Source organism: Pseudomonas sp. NFACC56-3, assembly GCF_900100025.1.
Lineage (GTDB): Bacteria > Pseudomonadota > Gammaproteobacteria > Pseudomonadales > Pseudomonadaceae > Aquipseudomonas > Aquipseudomonas fluorescens_AA.
On sequence record NZ_FMTK01000008.1, the window covers coordinates 1 to 17,544 of the forward strand.

A 17,544-nucleotide genomic window follows, 5' to 3' on the forward strand; every position below is an offset into this window, starting at 1 on the left:
GGTGTTGGGGAGCGCTTCCAGTCGATCTGTTTCTGCGTGATAAATCACCAACTCATCTTTGGCGACATCAACACCCACGATCGGCTTTGCGACAGAAACCGGCATTGCCATTGAAAATCCTCCGGGCTAAGGTTTGAACACTTGAAGGGTTCACCCAGAGGCGCAGGCTTGTTCCTATCGTCGGTCTAGGCCAGATGCATTCTTTATCGGCGCTTGGGTGAAAGGAGGAGGGGTGAAATCTCCCACGGTCTGTACTGCGGCTAACAGTCAGAATCGAGCTTTGTCCCTCCTCCCCCCTTCAAGTCCTACCATACAAGCGAGCTTGCTCGCGATGGGGACCTTGAAGGCGCTAGATCCGGAAACTACCCACCAACTGCTTCAACCGCGCCGCCTGCTGCTCGAGGTCGGCACAGGCGCGCAAGGTGGCTTGCAGGTTTTCCACGCCTTCCTGGTTCAGGGTATTGATCTCGGTGATGTCGACGTTGATCGACTCCACCACGGCGGTCTGCTCTTCAGTGGCGGTCGCCACGGATTGGTTCATGCCGTCGATTTCACCGATACGCTGGGTCACGCTGCCCAGTCGCTCGCCGGCCTGGTTGGCAATGCCGACGCTGCTTTCGCTCTGGCGCTGGCTATCGGTCATGGTCAGCACCGCTTCCCGTGCGCCGACTTGCAGCTCTTCGATCATCTTCTGCACTTGCTGCGCCGAGTCCTGGGTGCGGTGCGCCAGGTTGCGCACTTCATCGGCCACCACCGCGAAACCGCGCCCGGCATCACCGGCCCGGGCCGCCTCGATGGCGGCGTTGAGGGCGAGCAGGTTGGTCTGCTGGGAAATGCTGGTGATCACCTCGAGGATCTGGCCGATGTTCACTGTGCTGCTGTTCAGGGTTTCGATGTTGCCGCACGAATCGCTGATCTTGGCCGACAACTGCTGCATGGCCGCAATGGTTTTATCCACCACGTGCTGGCCGTCTACGGCCAGGTTGCGGGCCTCGCTGGAATGTTGCGAGGCGAGGGCGGCGTTCTGGGCGATTTCCTGGGCAGCGGCGCCAAGCTGGTTGATGGCCGCGGCCACGCTGCTGGTGCGTGATGCCTGCTGGTCGGAATTGAACATCGACGAGTTGGACGCACTGACCACGCGCAAGGCGACTTCATTGACCTGGCCGGTGGCCGAGGCCACTTCGCGGATCGAGGTGTGAATGCGTTCGACAAAGCGGTTGAACGATGTGCCCAGTGCGCCGAATTCGTCATGGCCGTGAATGACCAGGCGGCGAGTCAGGTCGCCTTCGCCTTCGGCGATGTCATGCATGGCACGGCCCATGGTCAGCAGTGGTTGCATCAGCACGCGGATCAACATGCCCAGCAGGGCGATGATGAACACCACCGCGATGACCATGGCGATCAGCGCCGAGGTACGGAACTCGCTGAGCATCGCCAGGGCGGTGTTCTTGTCGAGCACCAGCGCCACGTACCAGTCGGTGCCCGGCACGCCGTTGACGTGGGTGAAGGAGATGAATTGGGTCTTGCCGTCGAGGTCGACTTCCTTCACCCCAGGGCTGATTTGCGGCGCGCCGTTGGGGTAGGCCTCGGCCAGGGTCTTGAGCACGCGCTTGCTGTCGGGATGGATCAGGATCTTGCCGTCGGCGCTGACGATGAACGCGTGGCCGTGGCCGCCGAAGTTCAGCGAGTTGATGATGGCGCTGACGCTGGACAGGTCGATGTCCGCACCGGCCACGCCAATCATCTGACCCTGGCGCTGGACCGGCGTGGCGACGGTGATCACCAGCTTACCCGACGAGGCGGCGATGTACGGTTCGGTGACGATGGTTTGCTGTGCGCTGTTGGCGGCCTTGTACCAGCCACGGGCGCGCGGGTCGTAGTCGGCGGCGCGATTGCCGGCCGGTACCGAGAACATCACGCCGTCGGTGCCGCCGAAATAGCTGAGCTGGAAGTTGCCGGTATACACCGGCAGGCCCACGGCGCGCTTGAGGCTGTCGGCACTGTTGCCGTCCACGGCGATCTGTTGGGCCAGCGACTGCAGCAATTGGATACGGCCGTCGACCCACGTCTGGATGTTACGGCTGGTCAGGTTGCCGAGTTCCTGCATGGAGGTCTCGGTGCTGGCGTGCAGGCTCTGGCGTTGCCGATAGTCGTTGAACAGGATGAAACAGGCGAATGCAACGGCCACCACGAGGGCGGCAGCCAGCAGGATCTTGTGGCTGAATTTCATGTTTCTGGTCATTAAGAACACTACCGCGGAGGGACGGGTCAGGAAGGGCTGTCAATTTGCCATAGCGCAGAATTTTGCGCTGTGACTTTTATCGGCGTAAAAGCCTGGCCCATCAGGCGCCAGGGCCTCAGTCCCGACGAAAGGTACGACGGCGTCACAAACCGGGTGATTCATCGATGAAACACCTCTGCACAGCCAATAAATACTAGGGGTGTCAGGGAACCAGATAGGGGTTTTCTCTTCTAAGGATCAGGTTGGCGCCCTGCCACCTCCCTTCCGTTCCAGGAGTTACACCATGTCGCTGCGATCTATCGCCCTGCTGTTTGTGTGCGTCGTGTTGACCGCATGCAGCAAGGTCAACCAGGAAAACTATTCGAAACTGTCGGCTGGCATGCCCAAGGCCGAAGTCGAAACGTTGCTGGGGAAACCGACCGATTGCTCAGGCGCACTCGGCATGTCCAGCTGTACCTGGGGCGACCAGAAAAGCTTTATCAGCGTGCAGTACGCCGGTGACAAAGTGTTGATGTTTTCCGGCCAAGGCTTGAAGTAAACCGAGGCCAGAGGCCTGCGGGAGAAAAATAATGATGCGGTTAGTGTTTGTGCTTTTGGCTGGCCTGGTATTGGCCGGCTGCGCCACTTCTGGCGTGGATCCGTTGGCGCCCAAGACGGTCAACAGCGTCAACCTCAAGCGTTACCAAGGGACCTGGTATGAGTTGGCCCGTCTACCCATGTATTTCCAGCGCAATTGCGCGCAATCGGAAGCTCACTACCTCCTCAAGCCAGACGGCAACGTGGGTGTGCTCAATCGCTGCCTGACCTCGGACTGGCAGTGGGAGGAGGCCAGGGGCACGGCCACGCCGCAGGTGCCGGGCAAGACCGACAAGCTCTGGGTCGAGTTCGACAACTGGTTTTCACGGATCGTGCCGGGCGTGGCGAAAGGGCAATACTGGGTGCTGTACGTCAGCGATGACTACAAGACCGCCATCGTCGGCGACCCGAGTCGCCGCTACATGTGGCTGCTGTCCCGCACACCGACCGTCAATAGCGTCGTGCGCGAGGAGCTGCTGAGCAAGGCGCGCCAGCAGGGCTACGACACGACACGACTGATCTGGCGCGCGTCGGATCGGCAGATGGCCAAGACTTCGAATTAACTGCCTCCGAACAGCCAATGTGGGAGCGGGCTTGCTCGCGAAGATGGACTTGCAATCAACATCTCTGTTGAATGTGAAGGCCTCTTCGCGAGCAAGCCCGCTCCCACATTTTTATTCGCGTCAGTCTAGAAGTTCGCGCAATACCTGGGTAAACGCCCGGGCGCTTTCCTCTTCGCCGGCATGACGCCCATCACGCACAACCCACCGTCCACCGACCATCACATCCCGCACCTGACGATCGCCGCCGGCAAACAACCAGCGATTGAGAATCCCGTCGCCATTGGCCGTGGCCAGGTACGGATCGTTGTCATCGAGCACCAGCCAGTCGGCGCGCTTGCCGATGTCGAGGGCGCCGACCGGTTGCCCCAGGGCCTGGGCGCCGCCTTCCAATGCCGCGTCGAACAAGGTGCGGCCGACCATCGGCTGATCCGACCGATACAAGCGGTTACGCCGTTGGTCACGCAGTCGCTGGCCATATTCCAGCCAGCGCAGTTCTTCGACCACGCTCAAGGACACATGGCTGTCGGAACCGATACCCAGGCGCCCGCCCTGGGCGAGGAAATCCACGGCCGGGAAAATGCCGTCCCCCAGGTTGGCTTCGGTGGTCAGGCACAGGCCGGCAATCGCCCGGCTCTTGGCCATGAGGCTGACTTCCTGGGCGTTGGCATGGGTGGCATGCACCAGGCACCAGCGCTGGTCGACTTCGGTGTTTTCGTACAGCCATTGCAGCGGGCGGGCGCCGCTCCAGCTCAGGCAATCATCGACCTCCTTCTGCTGCTCGGCGATGTGGATGTGCACCGGGCAATCACGGTCGCTGGCGGCCAGCACGTCCTGGATCTGCCCCGGTGTCACGGCGCGCAGCGAGTGGAAACACAAGCCCAGGGCCTGGGACGGTTGCCCGGCCAGGATCGGTTGCAAGCGTGACTGAAGCTTCAGGTAGTTTTCGGTGCTGTTGATGAACCGGCGCTGCCCGTCATTGGGCGCCTGGCCGCCAAAACCGGAATGGCTGTAGAGCACCGGCAGCAGCGTCAGGCCGATGCCGGCGGCGCTGGCGGCGTGGCTGATGCGCAGGGCCAGCTCCGCCGGGTCGGCGTAGGGCGCGCCGTCGGTGTCATGGTGCACGTAATGGAATTCGGCGACCGAGGTGTAGCCGGCCTTGAGCATTTCGATGTACAGCTGGCGGGCGATGATGCCGAGTTGATCCGGGCTGATTTTTCCGACGAGGCGGTACATCAAGTCGCGCCAGGTCCAGAAACTGTCGTTGGGATTGCCCGCCACTTCCGCCAGCCCGGCCATCGCCCGTTGAAAGGCATGGGAGTGCAGGTTCGGCATGCCCGGCAACAGCGCACCGCCCAGCCGTTCGGCGCCGTCTGCGTGGGAACCGGCCTGGATATGGGTCAGGACGCCCTGGGCATCGACCTCAAGACGTACATCATGGGCCCATCCACTAGGCAGCAGCGCGCGTTCGGCAAAGAAGGCGGACATGGTTCAACCTCATCGTGCGTAATTTGTATATACATATACAGACGTTTGCCTGGCCGGTAAACTCCGGCAAGCTAGCAACCTTATTCGCAGAACAGGGAACCGCCGTGCCGACTCCGCCTGCCAAACCGCCGCTGGCCGCACACATGGGTGACAGTCCGGCGCCCTTGTACGCCCGCGTCAAACAGATGATCACCCAGCAGATCGACAGTGGAAACTGGCCGCCGCATTATCGCGTGCCATCGGAAAGCGAGCTGGTCAGCCAGTTGGGCTTCAGTCGCATGACCATCAACCGTGCCCTGCGGGAAATGACCGCCGACGGCCTGTTGGTGCGCATGCAGGGGGTCGGTACGTTCGTGGCCGAGCCCAAGAGCCAATCCGCGTTGTTTGAAGTGCATAACATCGCCGACGAAATCGCCTCCCGTGGTCATCGCCACACCTGCAAGGTCATCACCCTGGAAGAAGAGGCGGCCGGTTCCGAGCGAGCCCTGGCCCTGGACATGCGTGAAGGCCAGAAGGTGTTCCATTCGCTGATCGTGCATTTCGAGAACGACATCCCTGTGCAAATCGAGGACCGTTTCGTCAACGCACTGGTGGCGCCGGACTACCTCAAGCAGGACTTCACCTTGCAGACGCCCTACGCCTATCTGAACCAGGTCGCGCCGCTGACCGAGGGTGAGCATGTGGTCGAGGCGATCCTGGCCGAGCCGAGCGAGTGCAAACTGCTGCAGATCGAGCGAGGCGAGCCGTGCCTGTTGATCCGCCGCCGCACCTGGTCCGGGCGCCAGCCGGTGACCGCCGCGCGCCTGATCCATCCGGGTTCCCGTCACAGTCTGGAAGGGCGCTTTCATAAATGAGCCAGTTGAAGGTTTTACGCGCTGCCGATTACCCACGCATGCCGTGGAAAAACGGTGGCGGCAGCACCGAGGAAATCACTCGCGATGCCGGCACTGGCCTGGAAGGTTTCGGTTGGCGTCTGTCGATTGCCGATATCGGTGAGTCGGGTGGTTTTTCCACATTTGCCGGTTACGAGCGGATCATCAGCGTCTTGCAGGGGGGCGGCATGACGCTGAACGTCGATGGCCAGGCCACGCGACCTTTGCATCCGCTGGACCCCTTTGCCTTCAGCGGCGAGAGCCATGTGCATTGCACCTTGCTGGGCGGCCCCATTCGGGATTTCAACCTGATCTATGCACCGCAGCGTTACCGCGCGCGATTGCAGTGGGTGGGGGGGCAGCAACGATTCTTCAGCGAAGCGGGGACGTTGCTGGTGTTCAGCGCAGCCCCGGGATTGACCATCAAGATTGGTGAGTCCGCCGTTGGACTGGGCCTCTACGACTGCTTGCAGTTGAGCGGTAACACCGGGCTGCTGGACATCACCAGCCACGGCCAATGCTGTGTGATCGAACTGACGGCTCGCTGATTTCGCTTTATACCTCCGTGGCGAGGGAGCTTGCTCCCGCTCGGGTGCGCAGCGCCCGTTGTTTCTTGGGGCCGCTGCGCAGCCCAGCGGGAGCAAGCTCCCTCGCCACAAAAGCCACCTCACCGTTTCCTTCTGTGCGCACCAATTTGTTACCGAATGCCCCAGCGTGGCGCAGCCCCGTACTTTCGTAACCTGCCTGTCTTCTTCATAAATCCCTCCTTCAGAAATTTCATCTGGCTCTCAAACCGCTCAATCACGGGCCTTTCAGCCAATTCTCAAGTCACCTTGCAAGCGTGTGCTCAACAAGTTGGCCGCTTGATTGCATATGCTTGTACATACAAGTAAAGACGTATGCGTATGAGTCGCCGATATTCAACGCAACGTTCGTAGAAATCGCTGCCCACTGCCCGGGCTGGTCTGGATTGATCGCTGAGGAGTTTTTGCTGTGACCGACGCTACCCGCAAACCCGAAAAATACCGTGACGTTGAAATCCGCGCCCCTCGCGGTAACACGCTGACCGCCAAGAGCTGGCTGACTGAAGCGCCGCTGCGCATGCTGATGAACAACCTCGACCCGGAAGTGGCCGAGAACCCCAAGGAACTGGTGGTATACGGTGGCATCGGCCGCGCGGCGCGCAATTGGGAGTGCTACGACAAGATCGTCGAAAGCCTGACCAACCTGAACGACGACGAAACCCTGCTGGTGCAATCCGGCAAGCCGGTGGGCGTGTTCAAGACCCACAGCAACGCCCCTCGCGTCCTGATCGCCAACTCCAACCTGGTGCCGCACTGGGCCAGTTGGGAGCACTTCAACGAACTCGACGCCAAGGGCCTGGCCATGTACGGCCAGATGACTGCTGGCAGCTGGATCTACATCGGCAGCCAGGGCATCGTCCAGGGTACGTATGAAACCTTCGTCGAGGCCGGTCGCCAGCACTACGACTCCAACCTCAAGGGCCGTTGGGTCCTGACCGCCGGCCTGGGAGGCATGGGCGGTGCACAACCCCTGGCCGCGACCCTGGCCGGTGCGTGCTCGCTGAACATCGAGTGCCAGCAGGTCAGTATCGATTTCCGCCTGAAAACCCGCTACGTCGACGAGCAGGCCAAAGACCTCGACGACGCCCTGGCGCGCATCGAGAAATACACTGCCGAAGGCAAGGCGATTTCCATCGCACTGTGTGGGAACGCTGCCGAAATCCTGCCGGAAATGGTCCGCCGTGGTGTGCGCCCGGACATGGTCACCGACCAGACCAGCGCCCATGATCCCCTCAACGGCTACCTGCCGGCCGGTTGGACCTGGGACGAATACCGTGCCCGCGCCAAGACCGAGCCCGCTGCCGTGGTGAAGGCCGCCAAGCAATCGATGGCTGTCCACGTCAAAGCCATGCTCGCCTTCCAGAAAATGGGCGTGCCGACCTTCGACTACGGCAACAACATTCGCCAGATGGCCCAGGAAGAGGGCGTCGAAAATGCCTTCGACTTCCCTGGTTTCGTTCCGGCGTATATCCGCCCGCTGTTCTGCCGTGGCGTCGGCCCGTTCCGTTGGGCTGCGCTGTCCGGCGACCCCCAGGACATCTACAAGACCGACGCCAAGGTCAAGGAACTGATCCCCGACGACGCTCACCTGCACAACTGGCTGGACATGGCCCGCGAGCGCATCAGCTTCCAGGGCTTGCCGGCACGTATCTGCTGGGTCGGCCTGGGCCAGCGCGCCAAGTTGGGCCTGGCCTTCAACGAGATGGTGCGCAGCGGCGAATTGTCGGCGCCGATCGTCATCGGTCGCGACCACCTGGACTCCGGTTCCGTGGCCAGCCCGAACCGTGAAACCGAATCCATGCAGGACGGTTCCGACGCCGTTTCCGACTGGCCGCTGCTCAATGCCTTGCTCAACACCGCCAGCGGCGCGACCTGGGTATCGCTGCACCACGGTGGCGGCGTCGGCATGGGCTTCTCCCAGCATTCGGGCATGGTGATCGTCTGCGACGGTACCGACGAAGCGGCCGAACGTATCGCTCGCGTACTGCACAACGACCCGGGCACCGGGGTGATGCGCCATGCCGATGCCGGTTACCAGATCGCCATCGATTGTGCCAAGGAACAGGGGCTGAACTTGCCGATGATCACCGGCAAATAACCCCGGCCCTTGTGGGAGCGAGCTTGCTCGCGATGGCGTCATCAGATTCGACACAGGCATCGGCTGATACACCGCTATCGCGAGCAAGCTCGCTCCCACAGGGAAGCAGCGGCGCAAATGAATTCCAGAACAATCCACAGAGGTTGAACCATGGCTGTCACCAGCACACGCGCAAGCAGCAAACCGTTGATCGAGAAGCGCTCGATCGACTACATCCCGGAAGCGGAGAGACACGGTCGGCTGTTGAGCCAGTTCACCCTCTGGATGGGGGCCAACCTGCAAATCACTGCCATCGTCACCGGAGCATTGGCGGTGGTGCTGGGCGGTGATGTGTTCTGGTCGTTGATCGGCTTGCTGATCGGCCAAGTGCTCGGCGGTGGCGTCATGGCCTTGCATGCCGCGCAAGGGCCCAAGCTTGGCCTGCCGCAGATGATCTCCAGCCGGGTGCAGTTCGGTGTGTATGGCGCGGCCATCCCGATCGTGCTGGTGTGCCTGATGTACCTGGGTTTCACCGCGACGGGCACCGTGCTTTCCGGCCAGGCGCTGGGGCAACTGTTCAGCGTCAGTGACAGTGCCGGTATCCTCATGTTCGCCAGCGTCATCGTGTTGGTCACGGTGCTTGGGTATCGGGTGATTCACTTCATTGGCCGCGTCGCCAGCATCATTGGCGTGATTGCCTTCGTTTACCTGTTCGCTCGCCTGATCAGCCAGACGGACATTGGCGCACTCCTGCAAATCCGCCATTTCAGCTGGAGCAGTTTCCTGCTGGCGGTGTCGCTCGCGGCCTCCTGGCAGATCGCCTTCGGCCCCTATGTGGCTGACTATTCGCGTTATCTGCCGAGCAAGACGTCTTCGGTGAAAACCTTTTTCGCCGCAGGCGCCGGTTCGGTCATCGGCGCGCAGGTGGCGATGATCCTCGGCGTGTTTGCCGCCGCCTCGGCCAATGGGCAGTTCGCCGGTCACGAAGTGGCCTACATCGTGGGCTTGGGCGGTACCGGCGCCACCGCTGCGCTGCTGTACTTCAGCATCGCGTTCGGCAAGGTCACCATCTCTACGCTGAACTCCTACGGCAGCTTCATGTGCATTGCCACCATCATCAGCGGTTTCCGGGGTCACCTGAACGTCACGCGCTTGCAGCGTCTGGTCTTCGTGCTGGCCATCGTCGGCGCTGCGACCCTGATCGCGCTGCTCGGCCAGCACTCGTTCCTCGGTGCGTTCAAGTCTTTCATCCTGTTCTTGCTGGCGTTTTTTACGCCTTGGAGCGCGATCAACCTGGTGGACTACTACTGCATCACGCGCGAGCGCTATGACGTGCCGGCACTGGCCGATCCGAACGGCCGCTACGGTCGTTGGAACGCCTTGGGTATCAGCGTCTATGTCTTCGGTGTACTGGTTCAACTGCCGTTCATCGCCACCAAGTTCTATACCGGTCCGCTGGTGGGAGCCATGGGCGGCGTGGATATCTCCTGGATCATCGGCCTGGTGGTCCCGGCGGTGCTGTATTACGTCCTCGCCAGGAAGTGGCACAGCGCAGTACCCGATCAATTGATCCTGCCGCTCGAGCAGGACGCGGTTGACGCACAACCGAGCAGGGCGGGCCGCATTCAAGCGGTCTGATGGGACGTTGACAGGGCTGGATGCCTCTTGACTGCCGTAAGCCAATCCAACTGATTAGGAGCGTCACATAATGAAGTCGAACAAGACCCTGCTGACCACATTGCTTTCCTTGGGCCTGTTGGCCAGCGCTGGCGCCACGCAAGCAGCGGGTTGGTGTGAGTCGGGCAAACCGGTGAAGTTCGCCGGCCTGAACTGGGAAAGCGCCATGCTGCTGACCGACGTCCTGCAAGTGGTGTTGGAAAAAGGCTATGACTGCAAGACCGACAGCCTGCCGGGCAACTCCATCACCATGGAAAACGCCCTGAGCAGCAACGACATCCAGGTGTTCGCCGAAGAGTGGGTCGGCCGCAGCGAGGTGTGGAACAAGGCCGAGAAAGCCGGCAAGGTGGTGGGCGTCGGCGCGCCGGTGGTGGGCGCCATCGAAGGCTGGTATGTGCCGCGCTACGTGGTTGAAGGCGACGCCAAGCGCAAGCTCGAAGCCAAGGCCCCGGGCCTGAAGAACATTGCCGACCTGGGCCAGTACGCCGCCGTGTTCAAGGACCCGGAAGAACCGTCCAAGGGCCGTTTCTATAACTGCCCGGCCGGGTGGACCTGTGAGCTGGACAACAGCGAAATGCTGAAAAGCTACGGCTTGGAAAAAACCTACACCAACTTCCGTCCAGGCACCGGCCCGGCGCTGGATGCGGCGGTGCTGTCGAGCTACAAGCGTGGGGAGCCGATCCTGTTCTACTACTGGTCGCCTACGCCGCTGATGGGCCAGGTGGACCTGGTGAAACTGGAAGAAAAACCCGGCGTGGATAAAAGCGTGAGCATCAAGGTCGGCCTGTCCAAGACCTTCCACGACGAAGCCCCGGAGCTGGTGGCGGTGCTGGAAAAGGTCAACCTGCCGATCGATATCCTGAACCAGAACCTCGGGCGCATGGCCAAAGATCGGATCGAGTCGCCGAAACTGGCGAAGATCTTCCTGAAGGAACATCCTGAAGTCTGGCACGCCTGGGTCAGTGCAGACGCTGCCAAGAAAATCGACGCGGCTCTGTAGGTCGAATCTTTCCCGGCCAACCGTGGGGCTGGCCGGGACGTTCACCGCATCCACTTGATCGAGAGTCTCTTATGTTTCCCGAAAGCTTTACCTTCTCCATCGCCGATTGGGTCAACGGTTGGGTCGACTCCCTGGTGACCAATTATGGCGATGTGTTCCGGCACATCTCCGACACCCTGCTGTGGGCCATCGTCAACCTCGAAGGCCTGTTGCGCATGGCGCCCTGGTGGCTGATGCTGGCCATCGTCGGCGGCATTGCCTGGCACGCCACCCGCAAGGTCGTGGCCACGGCAGTCATCGTCGGCCTGTTGTTCCTGGTGGGTGCGGTAGGCCTGTGGGACAAGCTGATGCAGACCCTCGCCCTGATGCTGGTGGCGACGCTGATCTCGGTGTTGATCGGCATTCCCCTGGGCATTCTCTCGGCACGCAGCAACCGCCTGCGTTCGGTGCTGATGCCATTGCTGGACATCATGCAGACCATGCCGAGCTTCGTGTACCTGATTCCGGTGTTGATGCTGTTCGGCCTGGGCAAGGTCCCGGCGATTTTCGCCACGGTGATCTATGCCGCGCCGCCATTGATCCGCCTGACCGACCTGGGCATCCGCCAGGTGGACGGCGAAGTGATGGAAGCCATCAACGCCTTCGGCGCCAACCGCTGGCAGCAGCTGTTCGGCGTACAACTGCCCCTGGCCCTGCCGAGCATCATGGCCGGGATCAACCAGACCACCATGATGGCTCTGTCGATGGTGGTCATCGCCTCGATGATCGGTGCCCGTGGCCTGGGCGAAGACGTGCTGGTGGGCATCCAGACCCTCAACGTCGGCCGTGGCCTGGAAGCCGGGTTGGCCATCGTGATTCTCGCCGTGGTCATCGACCGCATTACCCAGGCCTATGGTCGTCCTCGGCATGAGGTGAGCAAATGAGCAACGCAGCCATCAGCAAGATCGAAGTCAAGAACGTCTTCAAGATTTTCGGCAGTCGCTCCAAGGAAGCCCTGGCGCTGATCCACCAGAACAAGACCAAGGACCAGGTGTTGGCCGAGACCGGTTGCGTGGTCGGCGTGAACGACTTGTCGCTGAGCATTGGCACCGGCGAGATCTTCGTGATCATGGGCCTGTCCGGTTCTGGCAAGTCCACCCTGGTGCGCCATTTCAACCGGCTGATCGACCCCACCAGCGGCGCGATTCTGGTGGACGGCGAAGACATCCTGAAACTGGACATGGACGCCCTGCGCGAATTTCGCCGGCACAAGATCAGCATGGTGTTCCAGAGCTTCGGCCTGCTGCCCCACAAGAGCGTGCTGGACAACGTCGCCTATGGCTTGAAAGTGCGCGGCGAGAGCAAGCAGGTGTGCGCCGAGCGGGCGCTGCACTGGATCGACACCGTGGGCCTGAAGGGCTACGAGAACAAATACCCGCACCAGCTCTCCGGTGGCATGCGCCAGCGCGTTGGCCTGGCCCGGGCCTTGGCGGCGGACACCGACATCATCCTGATGGACGAAGCCTTCAGCGCCCTCGACCCGCTGATCCGCGCGGAAATGCAGGACCAGTTGCTGGAGCTGCAGAAGACCCTGCACAAGACCATCGTTTTCATCACCCACGACCTCGACGAGGCCGTGCGCATCGGCAACCGCATTGCGATCCTCAAGGACGGCAAGCTGATCCAGGTCGGCACGCCCAGGGAGATCCTGCATTCGCCGGCGGATGAGTATGTCGATCGGTTTGTGCAGCGGCGAACGGCGGTGGTGTAAGGCTGTGGTGGCCTGTGTGTGCTTTGTGGCGAGGGAGCTTGCTCCCGCTTGGGCGCGCAGCGGCCGCTTTTTTGGGCCTGCTGCGCAGTCCAGCGGGAGCAAGCTCCCTCGCCACAAGGACGGCCCACTTTGGAATGCGTACCCTGTGGGAGCGAGCTTGCTCGCGATAGGGCCGGCCCAGCTGCATCAATATTCAAGTTGTACAGACGAGGTTGAGGATGTCCCAGGCTGAAAAAATCGTAATCACCGGCGCTCCGTTGCGCTGGCAGGACGTCGTCGCCGTCGCCCGCTTCGGTGCCGAGCTCGAGCTGTCGGCCCAGACCTGGGCGCGTATCGACAATGCCCAGGCCATCGTCCAGCGCATCGTCGAAAGTGGCGAGCGCGCCTACGGCGTCAATACCGGCCTGGGGGCCTTGTGCAATGTCTCGCTCAAGGACGAACAACTCAGCCAACTGTCACGCAACACCCTGCTCAGCCATGCCTGTGGCGTCGGCGCGCCGCTGACGGATGAACAGACTCGGGCGATCCTCTGCGCCGCCATCCTCAACTACAGTCAGGGCAAATCCGGCATCCATCGCCGGGTGGTCGAGGCGTTGCTCGCACTGCTCAATCGCGGCATCACGCCGCAAGTACCGTCCCAGGGTTCAGTGGGCTACCTGACCCACATGGCCCACATCGGCATCGCGCTGCTGGGCGTTGGTCAGGTCAGCTATCGCGGACAAATAGTCCCGGCGCAACAGGCCTTGGCCGCCGAGGGTTTGCATCCGGTGCAACTGGGGGCCAAGGACGGTTTGTGCCTGGTCAACGGCACGCCGTGCATGACTGGCCTCAGTTGCCTGGCCCTGGCCGATGCGACGCGGCTGGTGCAATGGGCCGATGTGATCGGCGCCATGAGCTTCGAGGCCCAGCGCGGCCAGATAGCCGCGTTCGATGCCGAGATCATCGCCCTCAAGCCGCACCCGGGCATGCAACAGGTCGGGAGCAATTTGCGGGCCTTGCTCGACGGCAGCGAGGTCATCGCCTCGAGCCTGGGCATTCGCACCCAGGATGCCTTGAGCATTCGCTCGATCCCCCAGGTGCACGGCGCGGCTCGCGATCAGTTGGCCCATGCCCGGCAACAGATCGAAACCGAACTCAACGCGGTCACCGATAACCCGCTGTTGCTGGGTACGCCGGAAAACTTCCGGGTCATGTCCCAGGCCAACCCCCACGGCCAATCGGTGGCCTTGGCGGCGGACTTGCTGGCGATTGCCATGGCCGAAATCGGCTCCATCGCCGAGCGTCGCCTCGACCGCCTGATCAACCCCCACGTCAGTGGCCTGCCAGCGTTCCTGGTGGCCAATCCCGGTGTGAACTCGGGGATGATGATCGTGCAATACGTCGCCGCGTCGCTGTGCGCGGAGAACAAGCAACTGGCGCAACCGGCGGTGCTGGACAATTTCGTCACCTCCGGTTTGCAGGAAGACCACCTGAGCATGGGTACCAACGCCGCCCTGAAGCTGCACCGGGCGCTGGAAAACTGCACGCAGATCCTCGCCATCGAGTACCTGCTGGCAGCCCAGGCTTTTGAGTTTCTCAAGGCCCAGCGTTTCGGCGCCGGCACCGACATCGCCTGGAAACTGCTGCGCGAGCGCGTTCCGGCCTACGACCAGGACCGCTGGCTGGCGCCGGACATCGCCAGTGCCGCCGGGTTGCTCAAGGATCCCTTTGTGCTGCACAACGCTTTACCTGATTTGAATTGATCGAAAAACGCCAGCGTGCCAAGACACCCATTGCCCACAAGGCATCGCCCAAAGCGAAGGTGACGGACAACGGAACATTCCGGAGCGACTGGCGGGTGAAAAAACAAAACTCTCAAAAGGAGCAATACATGACTGCCTTAAACCTGATTCCCGGTCAATTGAGCCTGGCTCAATTGCGTGACATCTATCAGCAACCGGTGACCTTGAGCCTCGACGCCAGCGCGTCGGCGCAGATCGAGGCCAGCGTCGCCTGCGTCGAGCAGATCCTGGCCGAGAACCGCACCGCCTACGGCATCAACACCGGTTTTGGCCTGCTGGCCTCGACTCGCATCGCCAGCGAGGACCTGGAAAACTTGCAGCGCTCCCTGGTGCTGTCCCATGCCGCCGGCGTGGGCGAGCCGATCAGCGATGCGTTGGTGCGCTTGGTCATGGTGCTCAAGGTCAACAGCCTGAGCCGGGGTTTTTCCGGCATCCGTCGGCAGGTGATCGATGCGCTGATTGCGCTGATCAATGCCGAGGTCTACCCGCACATTCCGCTCAAGGGGTCGGTCGGTGCGTCCGGTGACCTGGCGCCGCTGGCCCACATGTCCCTGGTGCTGCTGGGTGAGGGCAAGGCCCGCTACAAGGGCGAATGGCTGCCGGCCGTCGAGGCGCTGAAAGTCGCCGGTCTCGCGCCGCTGACCCTGGCCGCCAAGGAAGGCCTGGCGCTGCTCAACGGCACCCAGGTCTCCACTGCGTTTGCCCTGCGTGGCCTGTTCGAAGGCGAAGACCTGTTTGCCGGTGCCCTGGCCCTGGGCAGCCTGACGGTGGAAGCGGTACTCGGTTCGCGCTCGCCGTTCGACGCGCGCATCCATGCGGCTCGCGGCCAGAAAGGCCAGATCGATGCTGCCGCCGCTTACCGTGACCTGCTGGGCGAGCGCAGCGAAGTCTCCGACTCGCACCAGAACTGCGACAAGGTCCAGGACCCGTACTCCCTGCGTTGCCAACCGCAAGTGATGGGCGCCTGCCTGACCCAGTTCCGCCAGGCCGCCGAAGTGCTGGTGATCGAAGCGAACGCCGTGTCGGATAACCCGCTGGTGTTCGCTGCCGAGGGTGACGTGATTTCCGGGGGCAACTTCCACGCCGAACCGGTGGCGATGGCCGCCGACAACATGGCCTTGGCGATTGCCGAAATCGGCTCCCTGAGCGAACGGCGGATTTCGTTGATGATGGACAAGCACATGTCGCAGTTGCCGCCGTTCCTGGTAGCCAATGGCGGGGTGAACTCCGGCTTCATGATCGCCCAGGTCACCGCGGCGGCCCTGGCCAGTGAAAACAAGGCGCTGTCCCACCCCCATTCGGTGGACAGCCTGCCGACCTCGGCCAACCAGGAAGATCACGTCTCCATGGCCCCGGCCGCCGGCAAGCGCCTGTGGGAAATGGCCGAGAACACCCGTGGGATTCTGGCGGTGGAATGGCTCGCGGCATGCCAGGGGTTGGACCTGCGCGGCGGTTTGAAGACTTCTTCCAAACTGGAGCGGGCCCGTGGTCTGTTGCGTGCACAAGTGCCGTTTTATGAAAAGGATCGCTTCTTTGCGCCGGACATCAATGCCGCCAGTGAGTTGCTGGCGAGTCGGTGCCTGAACGAATTGGTCACGGCGCAGTTGTTGCCGAGCCTGTAAGGGCCTCATCGCGAGCAAGCTCGCTCCCACAGGGGTTTTGAGTGCATCGGAAATCCTTGTGGGAGCGAGCTTGCTCGCGATTCGATTTTGAACGCGACGAGGAAACCGGGATGAAAACCCTCTGGCAAAACTGCCACGCCGCCACCATGGCCCAGGGCGTCTACTCGATCATCGAAGACGCCGCCATCGTCACCCAGGGCGAGCACATTCAATGGATCGGCCCGCGTGCCGAATTGCCAACGGGGGACTACCCGGCGGTCACCGACCTCAAGGGCGCCTGGGTCACGCCGGGGTTGATCGACTGCCACACCCACACGGTATTTGGTGGCAACCGCAGCGGTGAGTTCGAACAGCGCCTGCAAGGCGTCAGCTACGCCGAAATCGCGGCGGCTGGCGGAGGCATCGCCAGTACCGTGCGTGCCACCCGCGCCGCCAGTGAAGACGAACTGTTCGCCAGCGCCGCCAGACGCCTGAAAAGCCTGATGCGCGACGGCGTGACCACGGTGGAAATCAAGTCCGGCTACGGCCTGGACCTGGCCAGTGAACGCAAGATCCTGCGGGTCATCCGTCGCCTCGGTGACGCATTGCCGGTCAGCGTGCGCAGTACGTGCCTGGCGGCCCACGCCTTGCCGCCGGAGTACAAGGATCGCGCCGATGACTACATCGAACACATCTGCACCGAGATGCTGCCGGCCCTGGCGGCCGAGGGGCTGGTGGACGCGGTGGATGCCTTTTGCGAATACCTGGCGTTTTCCCCGGCGCAGGTCGAGCGGGTGTTTATCACCGCGCAACAATTAGGGTTGCCGGTGAAGCTGCACGCCGAACAATTGTCGTCTCTGCACGGTTCCAGCCTGGCGGCGCGTTACCAGGCGCTGTCGGCCGATCACCTGGAGTTCATGACCGAGGACGACGCCAAGGCCATGGCCGCTTCCGGCACCGTGGCGGTGTTGTTACCGGGGGCGTTTTATTTCCTGCGGGAAACCCAACTGCCGCCCATGGATGCCCTGCGCAAGCACGGGGTGAAAATCGCCGTGGCCAGCGACCTCAACCCCGGCACCTCGCCGGCGCTGTCGCTGCGCTTGATGTTGAACATGGCCTGCACCTGTTTCCGCATGACCCCGGAAGAAGCCCTGGCAGGGGCGACGATTCATGCGGCCCAGGCCTTGGGCATGGCCGCCACCCACGGTTCGCTGGAAGTCGGCAAGGTCGCGGATTTTGTCGCCTGGCACATCGACCGCCCGGCCGACCTGGCGTACTGGCTCGGTGGCGATCTGGAAAAACGCGTCGTGCGTCACGGCGTTGAAATCGATTGAGG

At 62.2% G+C, this 17,544-nt stretch carries 14 protein-coding genes and 1 pseudogene; 12 read left to right on the top strand and 3 right to left on the bottom strand.

The window, feature by feature from the left end:
• Together BLO80_RS30275 and BLO80_RS13305 are read right to left on the bottom strand one after the other, a co-directional pair.
• Positions 1 to 111, bottom strand: a pseudogene (locus tag BLO80_RS30275) (IS110 family transposase); the annotation flags it as partial.
• A gap of 238 nt (positions 112 to 349) precedes the next feature.
• Positions 350 to 2,242, bottom strand: coding sequence for a methyl-accepting chemotaxis protein (locus BLO80_RS13305; RefSeq protein ID WP_218189373.1), 1,893 nt, complete (start codon positions 2,240 to 2,242; stop codon positions 350 to 352).
• A 283-nt stretch (positions 2,243 to 2,525) separates the two neighbouring features.
• On the opposite strand from BLO80_RS13305, the gene BLO80_RS13310 reads away from it, so the two are divergent.
• Positions 2,526 to 2,780 (top strand): hypothetical protein, encoded by a 255-nt coding sequence (locus tag BLO80_RS13310; RefSeq protein WP_092328762.1) that lies wholly within the window; start codon positions 2,526 to 2,528, stop codon positions 2,778 to 2,780.
• A gap of 31 nt (positions 2,781 to 2,811) precedes the next feature.
• Positions 2,812 to 3,381: a lipocalin family protein gene (locus BLO80_RS13315; protein WP_092201136.1), complete on the top strand. Its 570-nt coding sequence runs from the start codon at positions 2,812 to 2,814 to the stop codon at positions 3,379 to 3,381.
• A gap of 120 nt (positions 3,382 to 3,501) precedes the next feature.
• On the opposite strand, the gene BLO80_RS13320 is transcribed toward BLO80_RS13315, so the two are convergent.
• Complete coding sequence (locus BLO80_RS13320) at positions 3,502 to 4,866, bottom strand: formimidoylglutamate deiminase (protein ID WP_092328765.1); 1,365 nt, start codon at positions 4,864 to 4,866, stop codon at positions 3,502 to 3,504.
• 143 nt (positions 4,867 to 5,009) lie between these two features.
• On the opposite strand from BLO80_RS13320, the gene hutC reads away from it, so the two are divergent.
• The 10 genes from hutC (at position 5,010) to hutI (ending at position 17,542) form a co-directional block, all read left to right on the top strand.
• The gene (gene hutC, locus BLO80_RS13325) at positions 5,010 to 5,720 is read left to right on the top strand and encodes a histidine utilization repressor (RefSeq protein ID WP_170842365.1); all 711 of its coding nucleotides are present in this window, start codon (positions 5,010 to 5,012) and stop codon (positions 5,718 to 5,720) included.
• Complete coding sequence (locus BLO80_RS13330; RefSeq protein WP_092328767.1) at positions 5,717 to 6,286, top strand: HutD/Ves family protein; 570 nt, start codon at positions 5,717 to 5,719, stop codon at positions 6,284 to 6,286. Before hutC ends, BLO80_RS13330 begins: the two co-directional genes overlap by 4 nt.
• Before the next feature lie 445 nt (positions 6,287 to 6,731).
• A complete protein-coding gene (gene hutU, locus BLO80_RS13335) occupies positions 6,732 to 8,420 on the top strand; it encodes a urocanate hydratase (protein ID WP_092328770.1) in 1,689 nt (562 codons plus the stop codon).
• 150 nt (positions 8,421 to 8,570) lie between these two features.
• Positions 8,571 to 10,037, top strand: coding sequence for a purine-cytosine permease family protein (locus BLO80_RS13340; protein WP_092328772.1), 1,467 nt, complete (start codon positions 8,571 to 8,573; stop codon positions 10,035 to 10,037).
• A gap of 70 nt (positions 10,038 to 10,107) precedes the next feature.
• Positions 10,108 to 11,076 carry an ABC transporter substrate-binding protein gene (locus BLO80_RS13345; protein WP_092328775.1) on the top strand — a complete coding sequence of 323 codons (969 nt, stop codon included), beginning with the start codon at positions 10,108 to 10,110 and terminating at the stop codon, positions 11,074 to 11,076.
• 71 nt (positions 11,077 to 11,147) lie between these two features.
• Positions 11,148 to 11,999, top strand: a complete 852-nt coding sequence (locus BLO80_RS13350; protein WP_003196893.1) for an ABC transporter permease — start codon at positions 11,148 to 11,150, stop codon at positions 11,997 to 11,999.
• The gene (locus BLO80_RS13355) at positions 11,996 to 12,826 is read left to right on the top strand and encodes a quaternary amine ABC transporter ATP-binding protein (protein WP_092328777.1); all 831 of its coding nucleotides are present in this window, start codon (positions 11,996 to 11,998) and stop codon (positions 12,824 to 12,826) included. Before BLO80_RS13350 ends, BLO80_RS13355 begins: the two co-directional genes overlap by 4 nt.
• A 218-nt stretch (positions 12,827 to 13,044) precedes the next feature.
• A complete protein-coding gene (gene hutH / locus BLO80_RS13360) occupies positions 13,045 to 14,568 on the top strand; it encodes a histidine ammonia-lyase (protein ID WP_092328780.1) in 1,524 nt (507 codons plus the stop codon).
• Between the two features lie 128 nt (positions 14,569 to 14,696).
• Positions 14,697 to 16,229 carry a histidine ammonia-lyase gene (gene hutH, locus BLO80_RS13365; RefSeq protein ID WP_092328782.1) on the top strand — a complete coding sequence of 511 codons (1,533 nt, stop codon included), beginning with the start codon at positions 14,697 to 14,699 and terminating at the stop codon, positions 16,227 to 16,229.
• A gap of 110 nt (positions 16,230 to 16,339) precedes the next feature.
• Positions 16,340 to 17,542, top strand: coding sequence for an imidazolonepropionase (hutI, locus tag BLO80_RS13370; protein WP_092328785.1), 1,203 nt, complete (start codon positions 16,340 to 16,342; stop codon positions 17,540 to 17,542).
• Positions 17,543 to 17,544 lie beyond the last annotated feature (2 nt).